Source organism: Cochleicola gelatinilyticus, from assembly GCF_001637325.1.
GTDB lineage: Bacteria > Bacteroidota > Bacteroidia > Flavobacteriales > Flavobacteriaceae > Cochleicola > Cochleicola gelatinilyticus.
This window is the reverse complement of the sequence record NZ_LRXL01000026.1, coordinates 826026-851560: the sequence shown is the minus strand read 5'-3', so window position 1 is coordinate 851560 and position 25535 is coordinate 826026. Positions and strand designations below refer to the sequence as shown.

Sequence of the window (25535 nt, the reverse complement as noted above, 5' to 3'; positions counted from 1 at the left end):
CATGAACATGACAAGTATTAAAACCTCTCTTTTTGCTGTAGCAGCTGCAGCATTTTTATCGGGTTGTGGAAGCACTTCTGCACCCATTCTTTCAACTCCTATTGAAAACATAGACACCATCCCGTTAAAAATTGCTCCGCTCTCGGATGCCGAAACAAAGCAATGGCCGGCAAAAGATCTCGTAGCCGATACGATTCCTGGGATGAGCGTTGACAAAACGTATAGCGAACTCATTAAGAACAGAAAAGGAGAAAAAGTAATCGTTGCTGTGATCGATAGTGGAATCGATATTGAGCATGAAGATCTAAAAAATGTGATTTGGACGAACCAAGATGAGATCCCTGGAAACGGAAAAGACGATGATAACAATGGATATATTGATGATATTCACGGATGGAATTTTCTTGGAGACATTGTTGCAGAAAACATGGAATATGTGCGATACATGAGAAAATTAGGGTCTAAGTACGAAGGAAAAACAGAAACTTCTATTAGTGCCGCAGACCGTGAAGAATTTGCGATTTACCAACGCGCAAAAGCTGAATACGAAAAAGAATTCCAAGAATTAAACGGAAATTTAACTCGCTATCAAGGAATTTTAGCAAATGTGAAGCCAGCACATGAAGCCATTTCTAAAAAACTCGGTAAAGAAGACTACACAAGTAAAGACTTAGACGCCATACAAAACCCTACCGTGGAACAACAAGGGCAAATTGCTGGGCTTAAACAAATGTTAAGTTTCGGAGATTCGGTACCCGAAGTTATTAATCAATTAGAAGATGGAGTGCATTATTTCGACGGTCGATTAAAAAGCCATTTCGATATGGAAACCGATTTTAGAGGCGTTTTAGGAGATAATCCTGATATGATGGACGGAAAAGCTTATGGAAATAATGATGTAGATGGTCCAGATCCTAAAAAAGAGGACGCCATGCACGGTACACATGTAGCGGGAATTATCGCTGCCGAAAGAGACAATGGTATTGGAATGAATGGAGTCGCAAAAAATGTTGAGATCATGGTGGTTCGTGCCGTACCAGATGGCGACGAATACGATAAAGATATTGCAAATGCAATTCGATATGCTGTAGACAATGGAGCTAAAGTAATAAATACAAGTTTCGGAAAATATTATTCTCCACATCCAGAATGGGTTTGGGATGCAATAAAATATGCCGCAGACAAAGATGTGCTTATTGTTAATGCTGCTGGAAATGAAGGCTTCGACCTTGATGGAGTACAAGTATATCCAAACGATCAAGAAGGGATAAATACCGAAATTTCTGAAACCTTCTTAACCGTGGGGGCTTTAAATTTTAAGTATGGTGGTGAACTGGTTGCTACCTTTTCTAATTTCGGAAAGTCGAATGTGGATGTTTTTGCTCCAGGTGTAAAAATTTGGTCAACGACACCTTTAAATGAATACCAATACCTTCAGGGTACATCGATGGCTTCTCCAGAAGTTGCAGGGGTAGCAGCCATGATTCGCTCCTATTATCCAACACTTTCTGCAAAGCAAGTAAAACAACTGTTAATGGATAGCGGATTACCAACAAAAACTTCTGTAGTTCTAGGTGGAGACCCATCTAACCAAAATTCATTTACCAACATTTCTACTTCAGGGAAGATGGTAAACATGTACAACGCATTTATTATGGCGTCTAAAATGACAAACTAAAATGATATTTGTTATTGCATCATTCATTTAAAAAACCAATACAAAACCTGTCGAAATTTCATATTTGTAGAATTCGACAGGTTTAGTTATAATATCAAGTAGTTACTTTTAAGATTGAAATTCAATCCTAAATAAGAGTTTAATTAAATATAAAACAATATGAAATATTTCTTCGGAAGCATTCTTACCTTGTGTCTTGTAGCAGTTTCCATAGCTCAGAACAACACATCGTACTGGCAGCAAAAAGTTGATTACAAAATGGAAATCGACATGGATGCTAAAGCGCATCAATACAAAGGAAAACAAGAATTAGTTTATACAAACAACTCTCCAGACACACTCAAAAAAGTGTTCTATCACCTTTATTTTAACGCCTTTCAGCCGGGAAGTGAAATGGATGTTCGTTCACTAACTATTGAAGATGCAGATGGACGCGTTGCAGATCGAATTTCTAAACTGAAGCCAAATGAAATAGGATATATTAAACCAACAATGCTAACTCAAGATGGAAAAGAACTTACCTATAACGTGGTAGGTACTGTTTTAGAAGTATCGCTTAACTCACCAATACTTCCAGGACAAAGCACTACCTTTAATATGAATTGGGATGCACAAGTACCTGTTCAAATACGCCGTAGTGGTCGGGATAATGCAGAAGGAGTTGCTTATTCGATGACGCAATGGTATCCTAAATTAGCCGAATACGATTTTCAAGGATGGCATGCCGATCCTTACATTGCTCGTGAATTTCATGGCGTTTGGGGAGATTTCGATGTAAAAATCACGATGGATGCTGATTACACTATTGGTGGCACAGGCTACCTTCAAAATGAAGGGGAAATTGGTAAAGGATATGCTCCCGCTGGGCACAAACCTATGAAGCCAAAAAACGGAAAATATACTTGGCATTTTAAAGCTCCTAATGTTCACGATTTTACTTGGGCTGCAGATACCGATTATATTCACGATACTTATGAAGGTGCGAATGGAGTAACGCTTCATTTCTTTTATAAAAACAATCCGGAAATCCTTGAAAACTGGAAAAACCTTCAACCAAAAACGGCTGAATTACTTGAATATTTTAATGAAAACATCGGGGAATATCCCTACGATCAATATTCTGTGATACAAGGTGGAGACGGTGGAATGGAATATGCAATGAGTACCTTAATTACTGGAGAGCGAAAATTCGAAAGCCTGGTAGGGGTAACGGCACATGAATTAGCTCATACCTGGTTTCAGTTTTTACTAGCCACCAATGAAGGCAAACATGAATGGATGGACGAAGGCTTTACCAGCTACATATCGAATGAAGCGATGAATGTGATTATGGATTCAAAAAATCCGAATCCACACTCTGGATCATATCGCGGGTATACTTTTTTAGCAAAAAGCGGAAAGGAACAACCTCAATCCACGCATGCAGATCGCTACAACAGCAACCGTGCATACGGAATAACAGCCTACAGCAAAGGAAATGTGTTTTTAGCACAATTGGAATATGTAATTGGGAAAGAAAACCTTCAGAAAACACTTAAACGATATTTTGACGAATGGGCATTTAAACACCCAACACCTAATGATTTTATTCGGGTTGCCGAAAAGGTTTCGGGAGTAGAGTTAGATTGGTATTTAATGGACTGGACACAGACCACCAATACAATAGACTACGGTATTAAGAACGTGGAAACGAGCGGAGCCGAAACTAAAGTGACCTTAGAGCGAATTGGTTTAATGCCAATGCCTATAGACCTGTATGTAACGTATGAAGATGGTACACAAGAAGCATTTTACATTCCATTACAAATGATGCGCGGCGAAAAAACAAATCCGTATCCAGATATGAAACGAACAGTTTTAAAAGATTGGGCATGGGCATACCCTACTTACGATTTCACGATTCCTAGCGGTAAGAAAGTAAAAACTATGAAGATCGATGCTAGTGATCGCATGGCAGATGTAGAGCCAGCAAATAATACCTACGGAATAGAAGAATAAATTCTATAAAATCCTTTTTTTGATTAAGACCCCGAGGCACTGCATGCTACGGGGTCTTTTTATATCTTTATCGCATGAGTTTTAAATTTCCAAAAAGCGAAAGACTAAAAAGCCGAAAAACGATCGAGACACTTTTTTCTGAAGGAAAATCTTTTAAAAAGTATCCGTTACGAATGCTATATGTAGTACCTGAAAATGCTGATATTACACAGGTAGCCTTTGCAGTTCCAAAACGAAAATTTAAACTCGCCGTTACTAGAAATCGTATTAAACGACAAATTCGGGAAGCGTATCGTATTCAAAAACAAGAGGTTTTAACCAATAACGGCAAGAAATTTGCGTTGTTATTTTTATACATTGGGAGCGATATGCCTAATTATAATACCCTTGAAAAATCAGTAAAAACACTTCTTAAAAATCTTCAAGATGAAAACAATTAGTCTATTCTTATTTGGATTTGTACTTGCGTGCTCACAAGGAGGATCCCCGCCACCTTATGCTTCAGAAACGGCAGAAATTGTTTACAAAGACGCTGCAGATGAACTTTCTCCTTCTGTAGAAATGGTTGAAGAAACGATCTCTAATGAATCTTCAGAAATAAGTGAGCAAAAAATTATTAAAACCGCACGACTTTCGTTCGAAACACAGGAAGTAGTAGCAACCTATAACCGAATTATTCAGCTTGCTGAACAACACAAAGCAATTATTCAAAATGATAATTCAGGCAAGGGCTACAACCGAATTACGCAAAATATTACGTTGCGAGTCCCTACTGAAAATTTTCAGTCGTTTATAAACGGTGTTTCTGAAGGAGTTGCTTACTTCGACCTTCAAGATATTTCAAGACAAGATGTTACCGAAGAGTTTGTGGATCTGGAAGCTCGACTGAAAGCGAAACGAGAACTTGAAAAACGATACTTAGAATTATTAAGTCAAGCAAAAAATGTAAAAGAAATGCTTGAGATCGAACGGGAGCTTTCTAAGATTCGTGAAGAGATCGAAGCAAAGCAAGGTAGATTAAAATATCTTCAAAGCAGGGTAAGCATGAGTACCGTACATATTGAATTTTATAAAATTACGGCTGAAACAGGTATCACTCAATCGTACGGACAAAAAATAAAAAATGCGTTGCAAGGAGGTTGGGATGGCGTATCGGTGTTCTTTTTGGGCATCATTTATTTGTGGCCCCTATTTGTTCTTGCTGTACTGGTGCTGTTATTTGTACGCATTATAGTACTTCGGAAACGAAAAAATAAAAAGCCCAACAACTAGCACCTACGTTAATAGAGTAATAGATTTTACTCTTGTAATAGTTGCTTCAGTAATGTAATGAAACACATACCACTGTTTGTATTTTTGCGTTTGTTTTAAAAGAATTATACTAAAATTGGTATCTTCGGAATACTTTCAGAATAAATATTACCCTTTATGAAAAAGAAAATAATACTGCCCATACTAGCCATTGGAATCTTCTTTACTACTGTTAGTTTTAAAAGCGATTTTTTTGAGATCGCTAAACAGATCGAAATTTTTACCACGCTGTATAAAGAACTTAACATGAATTATGTCGACGAGGTAACACCCGCTACGCTTATGGACAAAGCTGTAAAGGGAATGCTCGCCGATTTAGATCCGTATACTGTCTATTGGAACGAACAACAGGTAGAAGACGCGCGAATTAATAATTCGGGGACGTATACCGGGATTGGCTCTACAGTTCGTGTAAAAGAAGACAAACTTATCATCATGGAGCCCTTTAAAGATTTTCCCGCAGATAAAGCCGGATTAAAAGCGGGTGATGAAATAACAAAGATTGGAACCATTAAAATTTCCGATTTTGATGATGATGCAGGAGAATTATTAAAAGGTGCTGCAGGCTCTACTGTTGAAGTAACGTATAACCGACAAGGAAAAACCAACACTGCAACTATTACACGAGGTGCTGTCGATGTGCATGCGGTTCCTTTCTATAAACTATTAGACGATAATATTGGGTACATTGTTCTCACAAAATTTAATCGCAAAACTACCGTAGAAACCAAAGCGGCACTAGAAGATTTAAAATCTCAGGGAGCTACCAAGCTTATTTTAGACCTTCGTGGAAACCCTGGAGGACTTTTAAATGAAGCAATTAGTATCGTAAATCTTTTTGTACCAAAAGGAGAGGTAATTACTACAACTAAATCGGTGATTGAAAAATACAATAAAGTCTATAAAACCAATAAAGAACCCATAGACACGGAAATTCCTTTAGTTGTATTGGTTAATGGTAGAAGTGCTTCGGCAAGTGAAATTGTTTCGGGAAGTATTCAAGACCTAGATAGAGGTGTGGTAGTGGGTGCCCGAAGCTTTGGAAAAGGACTCGTACAGCGCCCTAAAAAATTAACGTATGGCACACAGTTAAAAGTTACAATTTCTCGTTATTACACCCCAAGTGGACGTTGTATTCAAGCCTTAGATTACTGGAATCGGGATGAAAATGGAGATCCTATTCGGGTGGATGCTAAAGAGTATAATGAGTTTAAGACCAAAGGAGGTAGAAGCGTTTTTGACGGAGGTGGAATTTTACCAGATATCGAAGTAGAAACAGCTGTATTTAGTCCCATAACTACAGCACTATTAAAGGACAACGTGATCTTTGATTATGCAACTAAATACTATTACAGCAATTCGATGGAAAATTGGAATGATTTTAAGTTTAAAGATTCCGATTTTCAGGATTTTTTACGTTTTCTGAAGGATAATAATTTCGAATATGAAACCGAAACTGAAAAAGAATTTGCGGAAGCTCTTCGTAGAGCCGAAGATGATGATCTAAGCAAAGAGATTGCCGCAAGTTACACCAATCTTATGCAAGCCATAGATACCGCAAAGGATAAAGCGGTGGAAGCTAAAAAGGCTGAAATCGTATCGTTGTTAAGTGATGAGATTTTAAAGCGATATTTTTATCGAGATGGGATGTACGAATACCAAACCCAGCACAATCCTGAGATCTTAGCGGGTGTAGACGTATTAAAAAATGAAAGTAAATATGCGAAGATTCTGAAATAATTAAAATGGAGAGTTTTCTGCGTTTTTTTGAAACTATGCCTATCTGGATGAAAGCCGGATGGGTATTTTTTGTTTTAGCCCTATTTTGGATCTTAGAAGGATATTACAGTCTTATAGTAACACCTTATAAAAAATGGAAGCATGCGAAAGTGAACCTCATTCTTTTACTTTTTGTTATGATTATAAATGCCTTCTTCGGAATTGTAACGATCGGAGTATTTGTTTGGTTAAACGAATCACAGTTCGGGCTTCTTCATTTATTTGACGCCCCCATTTGGGTTGAGTTGCTCTTGTCTTTACTTGTCTTGGATTTTATAGCACAGTATGGTGTTCATTATCTATTGCACAAAGTAACATGGATGTGGCGATTACATTTGGTACATCACAGCGATAAACATGTAGATGCCACTACTGGTACGCGACATCACCCGATCGATTTTATAATACGTGAAACATTTGCTTTAATTGCGGTAGTTATCATGGGCATGCCAATTGCTTTTTATTTATTCTACCGTATTTTAAGCGTGCTTTTTACTTATTTTACCCATGCAAATATTTCCTTACCAAAATCGCTCGATAAAGCTCTTAGCTACGTTATTGTAACACCCAATATGCATAAATTTCATCACCACTTCGAATTGCCTTGGACCGACTCTAATTATGGTAATATGTTTTCTATATGGGATCGTTTATTTGGCACGTTCGTGTACGAAGATGTTAGACAGATTAAATATGGGGTTGATATTGCAGATCATACAAACGACACAAGCCTACGTACACAAATTGGGATGCCATTTAACAAAACGATACATTCAAAAACTAAAGCATAAACAGCTTACTTTTAACTAATTAACAATCCTTTAACGCAATAATTACCAAATTAATAGTATTATATTGGTTATGGTACAGATAGACAAACAGGAAAGCACAGAGACAATTAAAGAATCGGTTAGTTATTTAGAGAACAAAGGATTCGAAAATATTAAGGCCGATATTGAGGGGTATGACACTCCTAAATCGTATAAGAAAAAAGGGAGTGATATTTCTATAACCCCCGATATTGTTGCGGAAAGAGCTGGAATTCGTCACTATTTTGAAATTAGTTTAAAAAGCGAGAAACCCAATTTATTAAAATCGAAATGGCGTTTTTTAGATGTGCTTACTCGTATGCGCAACGAACGTTTTAGAATAATTACTCGTCGGGGTCATTATAAATTTACCAATGAAATGTTGGAAGATCTTAATTTAGAAAAAAACTTAATTAAGTTGTGATCATTGCAATGTGCGGTATACCATCTTCAAGGTATTCTGTACCCGTGGTTGTAAAGCCATGAACTTCATAAAATTTTATAAGATAGGTTTGAGCTGATAGCTTTATTGCTTCAGTCTTAAACCTATTTTTTATCGCCTCTTTTGAGGCTTTCATTATTTCATGACCATAACCAAACTTACGTTGAGAGGCATCAACGACAACCCTTCCTATTGCAGCTTCCGAAAAATAAATTCCTGGAGGAAAACAGCGTGTATAGGCGACTATTTTTTTGTTTTTATAACCAATAATATGAAGTGCTTTGTGGTCCTTTCCATCGATATCTTGATATACACAATCTTGTTCTACAACAAAAATTTCACTTCGTAACTGAAGAAGATCGTGCAATTCATAAATAGTTAACTCTTCAAATGTTTTAACAGTAATAGCATCCATAAAACGGTTTCAAATAGGTTATTTTAGTCTTGAACGATCACATCTTTAGCATCATCCTTTTGATATTCAGGTTGAATGTTTACGTGATTTATTCCGAAGTTATCGTATAACATTTCTTCCACATCGTCTAAGATAGCATCGAATTCTGATAGTTTAATATCTTTAGAAAAATCTATATGTGCTTCTAAATGTGTTTCTTGTTCATTCAGTTGCCATATATGCATGTGGTGTACGTTTTTAATGTGCGGAAATGTAGAAATTGCATTGCGTATATGTTCTAGATTTACGTCGTCTGGTGTGAATAGCATTAATATTTTATAGGATGATTTTAGTAATGAAGTTCCCATAACCAACAAATACAATGCTATTAAAACAGTTAATACGCTATCTATCCAAAACCACCCGAAATATTTCATTAAAAAACCACCTGCTAATACTGCTACCGATGCAGACATGTCTGTAAAAAGGTGGAGGTATGCAGAACGCATGTTCATGTTTTCTTTAGAATCCTTCCGAAGTAATAATACACTAAATCCATTTGCTAATATACCCAACATGGCCAACCAAATAACAATGCCGCTTTCGATAGGCAGCGGATTCATGAATCGAATAACAGCTTCATAAATTAAATAAACTGCTACTATAAGTAAAGAGGCGGCATTTACAAAAGCAGCAATTATTTCGGCGCGTTTGTACCCAAATGTTTTATCGAAAGACGCTTCTTTTTTAGCATATTTATCTGCAACATAACTTACCGTAAGAGAAAGCACATCACTAAAATTATGTAACGCGTCACTTAATAATGAAAGACTCCCAGAGATAATTCCACCAATTATCTGGGCGACTGTGATAATAATATTTAAAAATATAGACAATAACAGTTTTCTCCCTTTTAGATCTGCGTGGGAGTGTATATGAGTATGTTGATGATCCATTGTAAAGGAATTAAGAGCAGGCAATTTTATCTACTCTCCGCTGGTGACGGCCTCCTTCGAAAGAAGTTTCTAGGAAGGTTTTTACCATTTCTAAGGCTTGCGGTTCACTTGTAAAACGTGCTGGGATACTTAATACATTTGCATCGTTATGCTCTCGTGCTAAGGCTGTAATTTCTTTTGTCCAACATAATGCAGAACGCACTTTTTGATGTTTATTAGCTGTCATGTTTGCACCATTTCCACTTCCGCAGATAATTATTCCGAAATCTGCATTACCTTTTTCTACATCAGTGGCGACTGGGTGTACAAAATCTGGGTAATCCACACTTTCTTCAGAGTCGGTTCCATAATTTTTTACTTCATGCCCTTGTGAAGTTAAATAGTCGACTATGGTATTTTTATAATCTGTTCCTGCGTGGTCATTTCCGATAGCTAATTTCATGTGTGCTGATTTTGTGCAAATATACTCGTTCTTCAATATATATTAAGGAATGGTTTATAACATTCTGTGAATGTGAAATAAAATAAATCTGATTTTCAATTCTTTAAACTCAGTGAACATTATTGTAACATTTAGTTAACAACTGTGTTGATAGTTGTTCATTTAAAAACCATAAAAAAAGTTGCATATCACAATCTAATTCTTGTTTTAAAAATTTTAATTAGAAACCTAATTTTAACCCATCGATTTGTAGCTAAGTTATAGAATAAATTTTATGTCTTCCTAACACATAATTGAAAACTATTTATTAAAAATGTGTTGTCAACAACGGTTATCGACAGTTGTTAATTACCTTCTTTAAAATCTTATCTATCAATAGAAATACATTCTTATATCTTGTTAATAACCCTATAAAAAGGAACCATAACTTTAATTAAAAACAAATTCATAAAAAGTTATGCCAGCTATTAACACACCATAATCAACATCATTTTTATTTTAAATTTTAAAAAAAGAAAGGTGGATTATGTTATAGTTGTTGATAAGTGTTATTTGAGTAATTTATTTTAAAAAAAATATATTCTTCTGAAATAAAAAACAGGATTATACAATCTTTAAAGTATCTGATCTTCCGTCAAGATCGCGAAGTATTTTTTGAGCAGCTGAAATATCTTCTTCATGTACTTGAAGGCGAATTCCTCCAAATGCATTAGAATGAAACGGAAGAACACCAATCATAGTTTCATTTAAAAAAACAAAACGAATCTCGTGTTGCTCTAGCAATAATTTTAACACTGCGTACTCACTTGGAAATGTAAAAAATGCGATGGTTTTAAAATGTTTCATAAGGTGTTTCAGAATTATTAACCTACTGTTATCCTTATTTCTAAGGTACTAAATCTTTCCTAATAAGCCTATCACATTACCGTAGAAACGTTACTTTTACCGTACTTAATAAACAATTATGCCCAAACACAAAAGAAAGAAAAAATCAAATAATAAAATAGAAGGCTTAACCCAGAGTATTTTAAAAATCTTCAGAAAAGACCACGCTGCCCCTTATAACTACAAACAAATTGCGGCAAAGCTTGGTGTAGATGATCCCAGTAGTAGAAACCAGATCATAAAAAAATTAAAAGAGCTTCAGGGAAAAGGAACAATTAAAGAACTCGAAAGAGGAAAATTTATATTAACACCTTCGCAAAATTATTATACGGGTCGTGTAGATATTGCAGGCCGCGGACAAGGATATATTATTGTTGACGATCTAGAAAACGATATTTTTGTAAGCAATAAAAATTTAAATAAAGCCTTGCATGGAGATACTGTAGAGGTATATGTATTTAAACGTAAAAAAGGAGGAAAAACTGAAGGTGAAATTACGCAAATCATCGAACGGAAAAAGACCGAATTTGTTGGTACTATAGATGTACAAGAAAATTTTGCTTTTATGAACAGTACCGATCATAAAATGCATACCGATATTTTTATTCCGAAAGGAAAAATTAATGGTGCAAAAAATGGCGAAATAGTATTGGTTGAAATGGAAGACTGGCCCGAAAAAGCTGATTCCCCATTTGGACGTGTTCTTAAAGTTCTGGGAATGCCTGGAGAACATAATACAGAAATCCATTCTATTTTAGCGCAATACGGACTGCCCTACGAGTTTCCTCCAGAAGTGGAAGAATATGCTAATACACTAGACACAAAAATACATTCTGAAGAAATTAAGAAGCGCCGCGACATGCGGAAAACGCTCACTTTTACTATAGATCCGAAAGATGCGAAAGATTTCGATGATGCACTTTCGTTCGAAAAATTAGAAAATGGAAATTACGAAATAGGAATCCATATTGCCGATGTTTCTCATTACCTTAAACCGGGAACTATACTTGATGATGAAGCGTATGAACGTGCTACTTCTGTATATCTTGTAGATAGAGTAGTACCGATGTTACCAGAAATTCTTTCTAATGGAGCATGTTCTCTGCGCCCTCATGAAGAAAAGTATACTTTTTCTGCCGTTTTCGAAATGAATGATAAAGCAGAGGTTGTAGATAAATGGTTCGGAAGAACCGTAACGTACAGTGATGCTCGTTTTGCTTACGAAGAAGCACAACATATTATCGAGAATCCGAAGGATAGTTCTTATTTAATTCCTTCAGAAATAAGCATTACCGATAAAGCTTACCATGTAGATAAATCCATTGGTGAAGCTATTCTTGAAATGGATCGTTTGGCTAAAATTTTGCGTACAAACAGAATGCGGCAGGGAGCAATTTCTTTCGATAAAGTAGAAGTGAAATTTATTTTAAGTGACAACGGAAATCCCGATGGTGTCTATTTTAAAGAAAGTAAAGATGCTAATAAACTTATTGAAGAATTTATGCTATTAGCCAACCGAAGTGTAGCAGAATTTATTGGTAAAAAGAAATCGAAAGAAGGAGAAAGTAAAACCTTTGTTTACCGCGTTCACGACGAACCAGATGATGAAAAAATTGCTGCTTTAGAAAATATCATCAAACAATTTGGATATAAATTAAATACCAAGGATAAAAATAGTACAGCAACTTCATTAAATAAATTACTTAGTGATGTTCAAGGTAAAAAAGAACAAAATTTAATCGATACCCTTGCGATTCGAAGCATGAGCAAAGCCGTATATACCACTAATAATATTGGGCACTACGGACTGGCATTCGATTATTATACTCACTTCACATCGCCCATTAGAAGGTATCCAGATGTAATGGTACACCGTCTATTGCAACGATATTTAGATGGAAAATCCTCTGCCAAGCAAGATAAATACGAAGACAGATGTGCACATAGTAGTGACATGGAAAATCTTGCCTCCAACGCCGAACGTGATAGTATTAAATACATGCAGGTAAAGTACATGCAAGATCACCAGGATGAAGAATTCGTAGGAGTGATCTCTGGAGTGACCGATTGGGGAATTTATATTGAAATCATGAAAAATAAATGCGAAGGAATGGTGCGTATACAGGACCTTCGGGATGATCATTATCAATTTATTCAAGAAGAGTATGCAGTGGTTGGTCAGAAATCTAAAAAAACATATACACTGGGTGATGAAGTATATGTAAAAGTGAAGAATGCAGATCTAGTACGAAAACATTTAGATTTTACCATGTTAGGACATCGGGACGAAATTGAAAACTAAGTGTAACATTTTATATACAGCTGACTCTTTAAAGAAATATAAAAGATAACAAGATGAAATTATTTGGACTAGTATGCGCTTTAGTTATTTCTTATTCAACATTTGCACAAACAACTGTAGAAAAGGAAGTAGGAGATTTTTCTGAAATAAAAGTTTTCGACCTTATTGAAGTTAATTTAATTGCTTCGGAAACAAATAAAGTTGTGATTAAGGGGGATAATACCCAATCGGTAAAAATTATTAATGAAGACGGAACATTGAAACTTCGTATGGAATTAGAAGAGCGGTTCGACGGAAACAAAACGTTTGTTGAAGTCTTTTATAAGAAAATTAAAATTATCGATGCTAATGAAGGAGCTAAAATCGTCACGAATGAAGCAATTCAGCAAAACAATATCGAATTACGAGCCCAGGAGGGTGCAATGATCCGTGTAGGATTACAAGTTAATTACACAAAAATTAAAGCGGTGTCTGGGGGAATAGTGGAGGCAACTGGTCTTGCAACCAAACAGGAAATAAAACTAAATACTGGCGGTATATTTAAAGGTCCTGATCTTAAAACAAAAGATACCGATGTTAGAATTACAGCTGCTGGAGAAGCAGAAATTCATGCTACAGATAAGGCAACAATTCGTATTACCGCAGGTGGTAAAGTAACTGTCTATGGTAACCCGAGAGAATTAGATGAAAGGAAATTCGCAGGTGGAAAAATTATAGAGGTTATCGAGTAGAATTAATTTCTAAAACCATCGAACAGAAATAAGGGAATTTGTACTTTTACTTTCTATGTTCGATGGTTTTCTTTTTGCAGCATTTTATGGTTTTATCATGGCTTTTGCCGTGGGCCCCGTCTTTTTTACACTTATAGAGACAAGTATTACAAAAGGATTTAGAGCGGGGATTGCATTCGACGGAGGTGCAATTTTTGCCGATATCATCTTTATTCTTATTGCCTACTTTAGTACCACCAAATTATTAGACCGAGTTAAAAACGATCCTGCACTACTCATCTTTGGGGGTGGATTATTAATTGCTTACGGAATAATTTCCTATATAAGAACACATCGCTCATTATTCAAGATTGTACGAGAGCATCATGCCATTCAAGTAAAGAAAAATTTAGGTAGCTTATTTTTGAAAGGTTTTTTTCTAAATTTTGTCAACTTTGGTGTACTTGCCGGGTGGATTGGGATGATCATTTTAGCCAATGCTCACGCTACTTCAGAAAATGGTGTATTTTATTTTATCACTACGGTATTAGTTGTTTTTATCACTACCGATATTTTAAAAATTTCGTTGGCAAAAAAACTTAAAAATAAAATGACACCCCGCTTCACGGTAAAAACAAAAAAGTGGGTAAGTATTTTAATTATGATTTTCGGAGTTACCATGCTGTTGCAAGGAATTTTTCCGAACAGAATAAATGCTGAATTAGAGAAAATTCCACAACCCACCCTTCCTATAGAAAAACCCATTCCACCAATTGAAGCACCTGTAGAATAATAATTTCTTGAGAGATATAACAGGGTAAATTATTTACTACGAGTACTATAAAATAAAAAAACCCTCAACAAAATGTTGAAGGTTTTTTAGAGGCATCAAGCGGATTCGAACCGCTGTAGAAGGTTTTGCAGACCTCTGCCTAGCCACTCGGCCATGATGCCAATGTGTGCACAAAATTCTTATGCGAGGGCAAATATAAAAAGATTAAACTATAAATTCCTATAAAAACGCATTTACCGTTCAGATTTCATTGTAACCGATACTTCAGCCACATCTCCGCCTATGGGTGGATTAATTTTTGAAACGGTTACTTTCACCATATCAACCATAGCAATTTGCGCAAAGACACTATCTATAATTCGTTGACCCACATGTTCTAATAGTTTTGAACGGATAGCCATTTCTTCACGAACAATCTTCTGTAGATGCACATAATCTACTGTATCGCTAAGGGTATCGGTAGTGGCAGGCTTAATTAAATCCGCTTTTATCGAAAGATTAACGAGATAATCCGATCCAATTTTTTCCTCTTCTACCAAACAACCATGGTGCGCATATATTTTAATATTTTTTAAGCGTATCGTACTCATTTCAACTATTTTTGCAAAGATACAAATCCGTTATTTATTGGGGAACTGTATGTTTAAAGGAATCAATTTTTAATTGTTTTACAACACTAAATTTATGTCTGAAGAGAAAGAATCGCTGAATTTTATTGAGCATATAATAGAAGATGATCTTAGTAGTACACATGGTATAGACGATCTTAGATTTCGTTTTCCACCAGAACCTAACGGATATTTACATATTGGGCATGCATCGTCAATCTGTTTAAATTTCGGGTTGGGTTTAAAATACGACGCTCCCGTAAATCTTCGTTTCGATGATACCAATCCAGCTAAAGAAGAACAAGAATTTGTTGATGCTATAAAAACAGATATCGAATGGTTGGGCTTCAAATGGGCTGAAGAACGCTATGCTTCAGATTATTTTCAGCAATTATACGATTGGGCAGTTCAGTTAATTAAAGACGGAAAAGCATATGTAGATTCGCAAACATCTATAGCTATTGCAGAGCAAAAAGGAACCCCGACATCACCTGGTACAAATAGTCCTTTCAGAAACAGACCTATTGAAGAAAGCCTCGAGCTGTTTGAGCAAATGAAAAATGGTACAGCGGCTGAGGGAGCACATGTTCTAAGAGCAAAGATCGATATGTCTTCTGGAAACATGCTTATGCGGGATCCTGTAATGTACCGATCCCTTCATAAAAGCCATCACCGAACTGGAACCGATTGGAAAATCTTCCCGATGTACGATTGGACCCACGGCGAAAGTGATTATATCGAGCAAGTGACACACTCATTCTGTACGCTTGAGTTTCTACCCCATAGAGAGCTTTATAACTGGTTTTTAGACCAAGTGTATAGTAACGATAAAATACGCCCTAAGCAACGAGAATTTGCACGTAGAAATCTAAGTCATACTGTCGTTAGCAAACGTAAGTTGGCACGATTGGTTGAAGAAGGTGTTGTTACAGGATGGGACGACCCTAGAATGCCAACGATTTCTGGTTTAAGAAGAAGAGGGTATACACCAGCTTCTATTCGAAATTTTGCCGACAGTATTGGTGTAGGAAAACGAGAAAATTTAATCGATGTTTCTCACTTAGAATACAACATTCGTGAAGATCTTAATAAAAAAGCAGATCGTGTTATGGTAGTTTTAGATCCTGTTAAACTAGTGATCGACAATTATCCTGAAGGAGAAACAGAATGGTTGGAAGCTGAAAATAATCAAGAAGATGAAAATGCTGGTAGCCGACAAGTTCCTTTTTCGAAAAATCTTTTTATTGAAAGAAATGATTTTAAAGAAGAGGCAAATCGAAAATATTTTAGATTATCGTTAGGAAGAGAAGTACGACTAAAAAATGGATACATCATTAAAGGAGAATCTGTTGTAAAAGATGCAGAAGGAAATATAACCGAGATCCACTGTACCTACGATCCCGATAGTAAAAGTGGAAGCGGTACTGAAGCTTCTATGCGTAAGGTTAAAGGTACATTGCATTGGGTTTCTGCCGAACATGCACTTCCTGTAGAAGTTCGTTTATACGATCGCTTGTTTACGGAAGCTTCTCCAGATACTCATAAAGAAAAAGATTTTATGGAATTTATAAATCCTAACTCTTTAGAGGTGATTACTGGATATGCTGAGCCAAGTCTAAAAGAACTTCGGCCAGAAGATAAAGTTCAGTTTCAACGTTTGGGGTATTTCGTAGTTGATAAAGACTCCACGAGCAATTCAATTATTTTTAATCGTACTGTACCACTTCGAGACTCTTGGAAGAAGATTGCTGAAGATTAATTCTTAACTACTCGTTTTTTAAGATTTACAGTTCTGTAATTAACTGAAATTGGCTAAATATAGACCATTTTAAGATAACTTTATGTGTTGTAAATCAACTATTAACCGGTTATTAACAACGACCTCATAGGTTTAGAAGTAACTTTGTTAGCATAACAACTAGTAATAATTTAAAAACGAAAAAATCATGGCATCTAATACCGGACAAACACTTTTAGCACTACTCACAGGAGCAGCAATTGGAGCAGGAATAGGAATTCTTTATGCTCCAGAAAAAGGGTCTAAAACAAGAAACACTATTAGTAAAGAAGCTAAGAAAGCGCGAAAAAAGCTGGATAAGCAAGTAAAAGAAACTTCAAGCAATTTAAGTGATAAAGCACAAAAAGCACGCTTAAATTTCGAACAAAAATTAGAAAGCACTTTATCTTCAGCAAGTTATAAAGCGGACGATATTCTATTAGCAATGGAAGATAAACTAGAAGCATTGCGTAAGCAAAATTCTAAATTACAAAAAGAAGTTGCTAAAGAACAGGTAAAGACAACAGCTAAAAAGGCAACTGCGTAATTTATGGCATTCGAAACTATTTCTGAAAATATTAAAGGCGTTAGCACCAAGACGCAAGACTATATAGAGAGCATGGCGGAGTATTATAAACTCCTCCTGTTCAAGTCTACGATGAAGGGTGCAATTTCGCTAGTTAATCTATTAATTTTTGGAAGTATCTTTCTATTTGTACTATTGTTCATCTCAATAGCAGCAGCATTTCTTATAGGAAACGAATTAGGAAAAGTTTCTTACGGATTCTTTATAGTAGGCGCTTTTTACGGAATTATATTACTTCTATTATTTATCTTCGGAAGACCTTTAATCGAGAAGAATTTATTAATAAAATTTTCTAAGTTGTTATACGACGAAAACGATTTAACTCCTAAAGAAGCTGCTGAAGAAGAATTAAATAGTTATTCCGAAACTCTTACTAATGAAAAGAAATTGTCATGAAAACCTATACTTCTTTTGACGAAATAAACCGCGATTTAAAATATTTGAAACTTAAATCTCAAATAGATCAAGAAGAATTAAAGTTGGGTTTACATCATACGAAAGATTCTTTTAAAGAATCTCTTTCACCAATGAATATGATAGCAAGCACAATTGGAGCAGTTGCCAAGAAAGCATTTGTGTACAAGGCTGTAGATTGGTTGGTAGGAATGAAACCAGTTAAAAAAGAAGAATACGAAGAATAAAAGTATTTAAAGAACACAAAAAACCCGCTAATCTAGCGGGTTTTTAAGTTTATAAAAGTTAGTAATCAATATCACTATCGTCCAAAGGAGAGGTTGGTGGTGGGGTGCGTTTTTTCCGTTTTGGTTTACCAATACCCCGTGCCTCGTTTTCTTTTTTCATCTGTTCACCAATCTGGTTGCTTGCTACAAAAGAAGCAATCATGTCGTTCAGCATATTACTTCCCGCCTGAGGAGAGTTAGGAAGTAAGATAAGGTTCGTATTGGTTTCCTCACCAATAGATTGCAACGTATCGTAATGTTGTGTCACTACGATTAAAGCAGAAGCTTCTTGCGAATTAATCCCTACGTTATTTAAAACATCTACACTTTCCTCTAATCCACGTGCAATTTCTCTACGTTGGTCAGCAATACCCTGCCCTTGTAATCGTTTACTTTCTGCTTCCGCTCTAGCTTTAGCTACAATCTTAATACGTTCAGCTTCCGCTTCAAATTCGGCAGCAACTTTTTCACGCTCTGCGGCATTAATTCGGTTCATAGCTGCCTTTACTTGTACGTCTGGATCAATATCTGTTACAAGAGTTTTAATGATGTCATATCCATAATCAGACATAGCTTCATTTAATTCTTGTTTTACCGCGATTGCAACATCGTCTTTACGTTCAAAGACGTCATCTAACTTCATTTTAGGAACTTCTGCACGAACCACATCAAAAACATACGAAGTGATCTGATCGTGCGGATTTTCAAGCTTATAAAATGCATCATAGACCTTAGCTTTTAACACTTGAAATTGCACCGATATTTTTAAGCGTACAAATACATCATCTTTAGTCTTAGTTTCAACAATAACATCTAACTGTTGAATTTTTAAATTGATACGCCCTGCAATTCTATCGAAGACTGGAATTTTAAAATGAAGGCCCGAGTTACGAGTGCTTTGAAACTTACCGAAACGTTCTATAAGAGCAGCAGTCTGTTGCTTAACGGTAAAAATTCCAGAAAATAAAATAAATATTCCGAGAATGATAAAGGGGATAAGAAAAATAAATCCAAAGTTCATATGTTCGATATTTTAGTGGTTAGAAAAGATTGAAGATACAAAAATAAAGCTATTTTAGCGGTCCCAAACCTTCTCTCTATGAGTCTTAAATCGTTCCTTTTTGTTACCTTTTTTTGTGTCTTTATTCTAACATTGAATGCTCAGCGCAATTATGGAGGATATAATCATTTAGGTATCAATGGAGGGATTTCAATATACAATATTACGACTCCTAATTTCGAAACAGAGTCAGGAACAGGGTTTGTTGCTGGTTTTACAACGCGAGGTGAATTTTATGGATCGTTCGATATTCTCTACGGAATAAGTTTTTCAAATTCGGAATTAGGTATAAAAGCAAGCAACGCACTCAACACACAATTTGTCGATTACCAAATTCAAGGTGTGCAGCTGAATGTACTGGGAAGTTATAATATTATTCGAAACCACTTAAGCATTGAAGCCGGTCCTGTACTTAACGTTAATGGAAAAATGAATTTAAAATCGGAATCATTCGAAGACTACATCATCGACGGATATACAACGATTAGAACCCAAGATATTCAAGATATAAGTACTTTTAATGTCCATGCTGTGGGAGGAATAATGGCAGGAATCGAAAATGTAAGACTTAGTGCACAATACCAGTATGGTATTAATAATATGTTCAATAGTTTAAATGATAAAAACCTTGAAGAATCAAATTTTAAAGGGAATAGTTCGAATGTTGTTTTAGCTATCTATGTGTATTTTTAAGGAGTTACGAATTCATAAACCGAATTGCATTTTCAATACGTGTTAATGTCTCTTCTTTCCCTAAAATGGAAGCGATTTCGAACACATCGGGTCCCTTCATTTCACCCACCAGAGCCAAACGAAGTGGCATCATTACTTTTCCGAAGCCAATTTCTTTTTCAGTAATCCATCCTTTTATTTCTGAAGATAAGTCTGCCGCAGAAAAAACATCGATCGCCTTCATTTTTGCTACAAGTTCGGTAAATAAGTCTGCTGTATCTTCTTTAAACGCCTTTTTTGAAGCTTTCTCATCATAAGAGGTGGGTTGTTCAAAAAAGAAACTTCCCTGCTCCCAGAGATCCTCTAAAAAGGTAGCACGTTCTTTTAGCATTGAAACTATTACACCAAGATCTTTGGTGGTTGAAATACCTTTGTCACTTAAATACGATTCGAATTGTTTCACTAAAACGCCTTCATCCATGGTTTGAAGGTATTGGTGCTGAAACCATTTTGTTTTATCGGGATCAAATTTTGCACCCGATTTATGCACCCGATCCAATTCGAAGGCCTTAATGAGATCTTCCAAAGCGAAAAGTTCTTGTTCGGTACCAGGGTTCCATCCTAGAAACGCAAGCATATTAACTACAGCTTCGGGTAAGTATCCATCTTCACGATATCCTGAGTACAACTCTCCTTCTGCAGTTTTCCATTGCAACGGAAACACGGGAAAGCCCATTTTATCACCATCCCGTTTGCTTAACTTTCCTTTTCCAACGGGTTTCATAATCAACGGAAGGTGTGCAAATTTAGGTGCATCCCATCCAAAAGCACGGTATAATAAGATATGCAACGCCAAAGAAGGAAGCCATTCTTCCCCCCGAATTACGTGAGTAATTTTCATTAAATGATCATCAACAATATTTGCTAAGTGGTAGGTTGGCATTCCATCACTTTTAAAGAGTACTTTGTCGTCCAATACGCTCGTGTCGATTTGCATGCCTCCACGAATCATATCTTTTAAAGGAAGCGATTCGTTTTCAGGTGTCTTAAACCGAATTACATAGGCATCGTTGTTATCAAGTCTTTTTTGGGTTTCTTCGGAAGAAAGCGCCAACGAATTCTCAAGTTTTAGTCGGTTGTGCCAGTTATATATGAAGGTTTTTCCTTTTGCCTCGTGATCTTTCCGGTGTGCATCTAACGCTTCAGAAGTATCAAAGGCATAGTACGCATGTCCACTTTTAATAAGTGTATCAGCATAGTTACGATACATTTCTTTACGTTCACTTTGACGGTAAGGACCAAAATCACCACCTATTCCTGGACCTTCATCGAAGGGAAGTCCTAGCCAATTTAGGGCTTCTATAATATATTCTTCTGCACCTGCAACGTATCGAGTTTGATCGGTGTCTTCTATTCTAAGAATAAAATCCCCACCGTGTTTTTTTGCAAATAAATAATTAAATAATGCGGTTCTAACTCCACCAATATGTAAAGGTCCCGTAGGACTTGGTGCAAAACGTACTCTAACTTGTTGGTCCATAAAAAACTTCCTATTTTAAAGGCGCAAAGGTAGGAATTATCAATGTGATAATGTATAAGAAATGGTATATTCTAAGAACCGAGATCAGGTTGAAAAGCATTTATAGTACCCTAATATGTATAAAAATTAAAGGGAATATTTTTGGAGTAATTTTTGAGATACGATAGTCGCATTCTCTAACATTCTGTTTACTGAACAAATTATTGTAATTTGGTAGTTTCAGAGCGGTACGAACGTTTCCAGACATAGTTATGAGCACATTTAGTATTATTCAGCAGAAGCTGGAACAATTTATAAGAAAGTATTACACCAACGAACTCATTAAAGGGACCATTCTTTTTTTTGCGATCGGACTCCTTTATTTTCTAATCACCTTGCTTATTGAATACTTTCTATGGTTAAGTCCTATGGGGCGCACCGTACTATTCTGGCTTTTTGTATTGGTAGAAGCCGCACTGTTTGTTCGGTTTATAGCCTTCCCATTGGCAAAATTATTTAAACTACAACAAGGCATTGGCCACGAAGAAGCATCCCGTATCATCGGGAATCACTTTCCGAATGTTAGTGATAAATTATTAAATGTCATTCAATTAAATAGGAATCAGCGAGAATCTGAGTTACTGGCAGCGAGCATCGATCAAAAGGCCGAAGACTTGCAACCTATTCCTTTTCAAATGGCAGTAAATTTTAAGAAGAATGCGAAGTACTTGAAATATGCGGCGATTCCGGTAGTTATTTTTATACTATTTAGTGTGTTGGGCGAAAAAGATCTGTTTTCAACGAGTTACGAACGGGTAGTAAATTATGATACGGCCTACGAACCACCGGCGCCTTTTACTTTTTATGTAGAAAACTCAGAGCTGAATGCGATAGAAAATAAAAGTTTTACACTAAAAGTAAAGACAGAAGGAACTGCGATTCCTGAAAACGCCAGTATTTCCTATAACAATGAAACATACTATTTACAACAAACCACTCCCGGACATTTCGAATATACTTTTTTACAGCCTTCAGAAGCGATAGACTTTCAATTGAAAGCTAATAAGGTCCTTTCAAAACCGTATCGCATTGAGGTTGTAAAAACACCATCACTTGTTGGATTCGAATTATTTCTGAAATATCCGAGGTATACTGGAAAACAAAACGAAACATTAAAAAGTACGGGTAATGCTACTATTCCCGAAGGAACAACCGTTACTTGGAAGGTTCAAACCAAAAACACTACAAATGTTGCTTTAAAAACAAAAGATAGTACCTATCAATTTACTGAAACCGATAGAACTTTCAATTTTAAGAAGGGAATCTATTCTAGGTTAGACTATGCTGTAACTACTTCTAACCAAAAGTTAAAAGATTACGAAAACCTTTCCTTTACACTAGGAGTGATTAAAGATGCCTATCCAGAAATTGAAGTAGAGACTAAAAAGGACAGTTTAGACGATCAAACCATTTATTTCTTAGGTCGTGTTAGTGATGATTACGGACTTACAAAATTACGATTGGTGTATTTTCCTCAGGGAGAAGAGGAAAAGAAACAAGTAGCTCCGTTGCCTTTAAACAAAACTAATTTCGATCAATTTGTGTATTCGTTTCCAGGTACGCTTCTGTTAACCGACGGTGTTTCTTACGAGTATTATTTTGAGGTTTTCGATAACGATGCGATTCACAACTTTAAATCCAGTAAATCTGGCGTGTTTTCTTTCAGAAAAAGAACAAAAGACGAACAAGAAAACAAACAACTTGAAGATCAAGAAAATTCTATAAAGGGGTTAGATAAAACATTAGAGAACTTAAAAGATCAGGATAAAAAGTTGGAAGAATTGTCCAAGCTTCAGAAAGAAAAAAATGAACTTAACTGGAACGATAAAAAGAAACTCGATAATTTCTTAAAACGACAAAAGCAACAAGAGGAGATGATGAAGAATTTCTCCAAGGAATTAAAAAAGAACCTCGAAGAATTTCAACCTAATAACAACGAGAACGACCCATTTAAAGAACAATTAGAAAAGCGTTTAGAAGACACCGAAAAGAAACTTGATGAAAACGAAAAACTTTTAAAAGAACTAGAACGACTTCAAGATAAAATTAAAAAGGAGGACCTTACCGAAAAGCTTGAACGACTTGCCAAACAGAATAAGAACCAAGAGAAGAACTTAGAACAATTGGTTGAACTTACCAAGCGCTATTATGTGACTAAAAAGGCTGAGAAGCTAGCTGATGACCTTTTTAAACTAGGAGAAGAGCAAGAAAAGTTGGCAGATGCGCCAGAGGATGAAAATACAAAGGAGAAGCAAGAGGAATTAAATGAAAAATTTGAAGATTATAAAGAAGAAAAGGAGAAATTAGATAAGGAAAATGATGATCTAAAAGAGCCGATGGATATTCCTAAAGACAAAAAAGGGGAAGAGGATGTAGATAGCGAACAACAAAAGGCGACCGACAAGCTTAAAGGACAAAGTCCGAGTGGCGCTAAACAAAATCAAAAAAAAGCGGGACAAAAAATGAAGCAAATGGGTCAGCAAATGCAATCGCAAATGCAATCTGGGCAAATGGATGGGATCGATGAGGATGTTGAGATGTTACGTCAAATATTAGATAATTTAGTAGTGTTTTCTTTTGAACAGGAAGACCTTATGGAACAATTTAAAAAGACAGATTATGGAAATCCTGTTTTCGGAAGGAAATTGAATATTCAAAACGACCTCAAGCAAAATTTTCAGCACATCGATGATAGTCTTTTTACATTATCCTTACGGCAACCTCTTTTAAGTGAAAAGATTAATGAATCGTTGACAGAGGTTAGTTATAACATAGATAAATCTATGGAGCGTCTTGCTGAAAATCAGATGCGTTCTGGTACAGCTAGTCAACAGTATACCGTAACTGGAGCTAATGAACTTGCGGTACTATTAAGTGATCTTTTAAAAAATATGCAAAACGCAATGCAAATGATGGGTCAAGGATCTGGTAAAAGTGGTCAAGGACAGGGTGAGGGTGAAGGACAAGGGCAAGGATTCCAGCTACCTGATATAATTAAGAAACAAGAAAGCCTTTCTGAACAAATGAAAGAAGGCATGGAAAAAGGAAAGCAAGGAGAAAAAGGAAAAGAAGGTGAAGGTCAAGGTGGGGAAGGTCAAAGTGGAGAAGGAGATGGTAAAGGCGAAGGAGAGGGACAATCTGGAGAAAATGGTCGTAATGGCGAAAAAGAAGGGGAAGGTAATGAAGGTCGTAATGAGGAAATGAATGGAGAACTTTTTGAAATTTACAAACAACAACAACAATTAAGACAACAATTAGAAGATCGATTAAGCAAAGAAGGCTTAAAGGGTAAAGGAGGAGATTTGCTTAAAAATATGGAGAATGTAGAACAGCAATTGTTAGATAAAGGATTTAATGAGCGAACGCTTCAGGAAATGTTGAATTTAAATTATGAATTATTAAAATTGAAAGAGGCCGATCTTGAACAAGGTCAAGAGGAAAAAAGAGAATCTCAAACCAATCGAAATTCTTTTGAAAATACGTTGCGGCTTTCACCCGAGGATATTAAAAAATATTTTAATACTACAGAAATTCTTAACCGAGAGGCGCTACCTTTGCGCCAGGAATACAAGCAAAAGGTTCAAACATATTTTAAAAATAAAAATGATTAATTTTTTTACTACTGAAGACAGCAAAGAATCGGATAGGGATTTTACGCTTTTTAATAAGAAAGACGTTTCTGCTTGGATTTCTGAAGTAATTTCTTCGGAAGGTTTTGAAGAAGGAGAAATTACCTATGTATTTTGTGACGATGCATATTTACACTCCCTAAATGTAAAATTTTTAGAGCACGATACGTTGACAGATATTATTAGTTTCGACTATAGCTTGGGAAATCAAATAAACGGAGAAATTTATATTTCGATAGAACGCGTAAAGGAAAATGCGGAAGAATTCAATGCTTCTTTTACAGAAGAACTACATCGCGTAATAATCCATGGAATACTACATTACTGTGGTTATAAAGACAAATCTGAAACTGAAGTGAAAGAGATGCGTAAGAGAGAAGACAAGGCTTTAAGCCTAGTAAAACTTATATAAGTGTCTGATTGTCAATTTAATAAAGTATTAACA

General features: G+C 35.8%; 24 protein-coding genes and 1 tRNA gene. 17 read left to right on the top strand and 8 right to left on the bottom strand.

The annotated features are described in order from the left end of the window. Positions 1-7 precede the first annotated feature (7 nt). The 7 genes from ULVI_RS05875 (at position 8) to ULVI_RS05845 (ending at position 7999) form a co-directional block, all read left to right on the top strand. Positions 8-1678, top strand: a complete 1671-nt coding sequence (locus ULVI_RS05875) for a S8 family peptidase (protein WP_082830790.1) — start codon at positions 8-10, stop codon at positions 1676-1678. A 159-nt stretch (positions 1679-1837) separates the two neighbouring features. Next, on the top strand, positions 1838-3676 hold the full coding sequence (locus tag ULVI_RS05870; protein ID WP_068590663.1) for a M1 family metallopeptidase: 1839 nt from the start codon (positions 1838-1840) through the stop codon (positions 3674-3676). A 74-nt stretch (positions 3677-3750) separates the two neighbouring features. Next, complete coding sequence (gene rnpA / locus ULVI_RS05865; protein WP_068590661.1) at positions 3751-4116, top strand: ribonuclease P protein component; 366 nt, start codon at positions 3751-3753, stop codon at positions 4114-4116. Further along, a complete protein-coding gene (locus ULVI_RS05860) occupies positions 4103-4948 on the top strand; it encodes a DUF4349 domain-containing protein (RefSeq protein WP_068590659.1) in 846 nt (281 codons plus the stop codon). Before rnpA ends, ULVI_RS05860 begins: the two co-directional genes overlap by 14 nt. Positions 4949-5104: 156 nt before the next feature. Beyond that, positions 5105-6727: a S41 family peptidase gene (locus ULVI_RS05855; RefSeq protein ID WP_068590656.1), complete on the top strand. Its 1623-nt coding sequence runs from the start codon at positions 5105-5107 to the stop codon at positions 6725-6727. 5 nt (positions 6728-6732) lie between these two features. Further along, complete coding sequence (locus tag ULVI_RS05850; RefSeq protein WP_068590654.1) at positions 6733-7557, top strand: sterol desaturase family protein; 825 nt, start codon at positions 6733-6735, stop codon at positions 7555-7557. Between the two features lie 70 nt (positions 7558-7627). After that, a complete protein-coding gene (locus ULVI_RS05845; protein WP_068590652.1) occupies positions 7628-7999 on the top strand; it encodes a hypothetical protein in 372 nt (123 codons plus the stop codon). On the opposite strand, the gene ULVI_RS05840 is transcribed toward ULVI_RS05845, so the two are convergent. The 4 genes from ULVI_RS05840 to ULVI_RS05825 form a co-directional block, all read right to left on the bottom strand. Then, a complete protein-coding gene (locus ULVI_RS05840; protein WP_068590650.1) occupies positions 7989-8432 on the bottom strand; it encodes a GNAT family N-acetyltransferase in 444 nt (147 codons plus the stop codon). The genes ULVI_RS05845 and ULVI_RS05840 overlap by 11 nt on opposite strands. A gap of 23 nt (positions 8433-8455) precedes the next feature. Continuing rightward, positions 8456-9367: a cation diffusion facilitator family transporter gene (locus tag ULVI_RS05835; RefSeq protein ID WP_068590648.1), complete on the bottom strand. Its 912-nt coding sequence runs from the start codon at positions 9365-9367 to the stop codon at positions 8456-8458. A 10-nt stretch (positions 9368-9377) separates the two neighbouring features. Next, positions 9378-9809 carry a ribose 5-phosphate isomerase B gene (rpiB, locus tag ULVI_RS05830; RefSeq protein ID WP_068590646.1) on the bottom strand — a complete coding sequence of 144 codons (432 nt, stop codon included), beginning with the start codon at positions 9807-9809 and terminating at the stop codon, positions 9378-9380. A 603-nt stretch (positions 9810-10412) separates the two neighbouring features. Next, a complete protein-coding gene (locus ULVI_RS05825) occupies positions 10413-10655 on the bottom strand; it encodes a putative signal transducing protein (RefSeq protein ID WP_068590644.1) in 243 nt (80 codons plus the stop codon). A 118-nt stretch (positions 10656-10773) separates the two neighbouring features. Between ULVI_RS05825 and rnr the strand changes: the two genes are divergently transcribed. Genes rnr through ULVI_RS05810 form a run of 3 tightly spaced genes read left to right on the top strand, consistent with a single transcriptional unit; the run spans position 10774 to position 14499 of the window. After that, a complete protein-coding gene (rnr, locus tag ULVI_RS05820; RefSeq protein WP_068590642.1) occupies positions 10774-12996 on the top strand; it encodes a ribonuclease R in 2223 nt (740 codons plus the stop codon). Positions 12997-13049: 53 nt separating this feature from the next. Beyond that, positions 13050-13727 (top strand): head GIN domain-containing protein, encoded by a 678-nt coding sequence (locus ULVI_RS05815; protein WP_068590640.1) that lies wholly within the window; start codon positions 13050-13052, stop codon positions 13725-13727. 55 nt (positions 13728-13782) lie between these two features. Then, positions 13783-14499: a LysE family translocator gene (locus ULVI_RS05810; protein WP_068590638.1), complete on the top strand. Its 717-nt coding sequence runs from the start codon at positions 13783-13785 to the stop codon at positions 14497-14499. Positions 14500-14589: 90 nt separating this feature from the next. Here ULVI_RS05810 and ULVI_RS05805 read toward each other — a convergent pair. Continuing rightward, positions 14590-14660: transfer RNA gene (locus tag ULVI_RS05805), tRNA-Cys, on the bottom strand. Between the two features lie 72 nt (positions 14661-14732). Beyond that, positions 14733-15089 (bottom strand): dihydroneopterin aldolase, encoded by a 357-nt coding sequence (folB, locus tag ULVI_RS05800; protein ID WP_068590636.1) that lies wholly within the window; start codon positions 15087-15089, stop codon positions 14733-14735. Between the two features lie 94 nt (positions 15090-15183). Here folB and ULVI_RS05795 point away from each other — a divergent pair, with 94 nt between their 5' ends. The 4 genes from ULVI_RS05795 to ULVI_RS05780 all read left to right on the top strand — a co-directional run bounded on the left by ULVI_RS05795 (position 15184) and on the right by ULVI_RS05780 (position 18111). Then, complete coding sequence (locus ULVI_RS05795) at positions 15184-16866, top strand: glutamine--tRNA ligase/YqeY domain fusion protein (RefSeq protein ID WP_068590634.1); 1683 nt, start codon at positions 15184-15186, stop codon at positions 16864-16866. Positions 16867-17053: 187 nt separating this feature from the next. Beyond that, entirely contained in the window at positions 17054-17431 is a 378-nt protein-coding gene (locus tag ULVI_RS05790) for a YtxH domain-containing protein (protein WP_068590632.1), read from the top strand. Positions 17432-17434: 3 nt separating this feature from the next. Continuing rightward, positions 17435-17866 (top strand): hypothetical protein, encoded by a 432-nt coding sequence (locus tag ULVI_RS05785; protein WP_068590630.1) that lies wholly within the window; start codon positions 17435-17437, stop codon positions 17864-17866. Continuing rightward, positions 17863-18111 (top strand): DUF6327 family protein, encoded by a 249-nt coding sequence (locus ULVI_RS05780; protein WP_068590628.1) that lies wholly within the window; start codon positions 17863-17865, stop codon positions 18109-18111. The genes ULVI_RS05785 and ULVI_RS05780 overlap by 4 nt, the downstream gene beginning before the upstream one ends. 58 nt (positions 18112-18169) lie before the next feature. Here ULVI_RS05780 and ULVI_RS05775 read toward each other — a convergent pair whose 3' ends face one another. Next, positions 18170-19171 carry an SPFH domain-containing protein gene (locus ULVI_RS05775; RefSeq protein ID WP_068590626.1) on the bottom strand — a complete coding sequence of 334 codons (1002 nt, stop codon included), beginning with the start codon at positions 19169-19171 and terminating at the stop codon, positions 18170-18172. A 78-nt stretch (positions 19172-19249) separates the two neighbouring features. On the opposite strand from ULVI_RS05775, the gene ULVI_RS05770 reads away from it, so the two are divergent. Next, on the top strand, positions 19250-19903 hold the full coding sequence (locus ULVI_RS05770) for a porin family protein (RefSeq protein WP_068590625.1): 654 nt from the start codon (positions 19250-19252) through the stop codon (positions 19901-19903). Positions 19904-19907: 4 nt separating this feature from the next. Here ULVI_RS05770 and gltX read toward each other — a convergent pair whose 3' ends face one another. Continuing rightward, positions 19908-21422, bottom strand: coding sequence for a glutamate--tRNA ligase (gltX, locus tag ULVI_RS05765; RefSeq protein ID WP_068590623.1), 1515 nt, complete (start codon positions 21420-21422; stop codon positions 19908-19910). Between the two features lie 251 nt (positions 21423-21673). Here gltX and ULVI_RS05760 point away from each other — a divergent pair, with 251 nt between their 5' ends. Together ULVI_RS05760 and ybeY are read left to right on the top strand one after the other, a co-directional pair. Beyond that, positions 21674-25072 (top strand): DUF4175 family protein, encoded by a 3399-nt coding sequence (locus tag ULVI_RS05760; RefSeq protein ID WP_068590621.1) that lies wholly within the window; start codon positions 21674-21676, stop codon positions 25070-25072. Beyond that, a complete protein-coding gene (gene ybeY, locus ULVI_RS05755) occupies positions 25065-25502 on the top strand; it encodes an rRNA maturation RNase YbeY (protein WP_068590619.1) in 438 nt (145 codons plus the stop codon). Before ULVI_RS05760 ends, ybeY begins: the two co-directional genes overlap by 8 nt. The last annotated feature ends 33 nt before the right edge of the window (positions 25503-25535 follow it).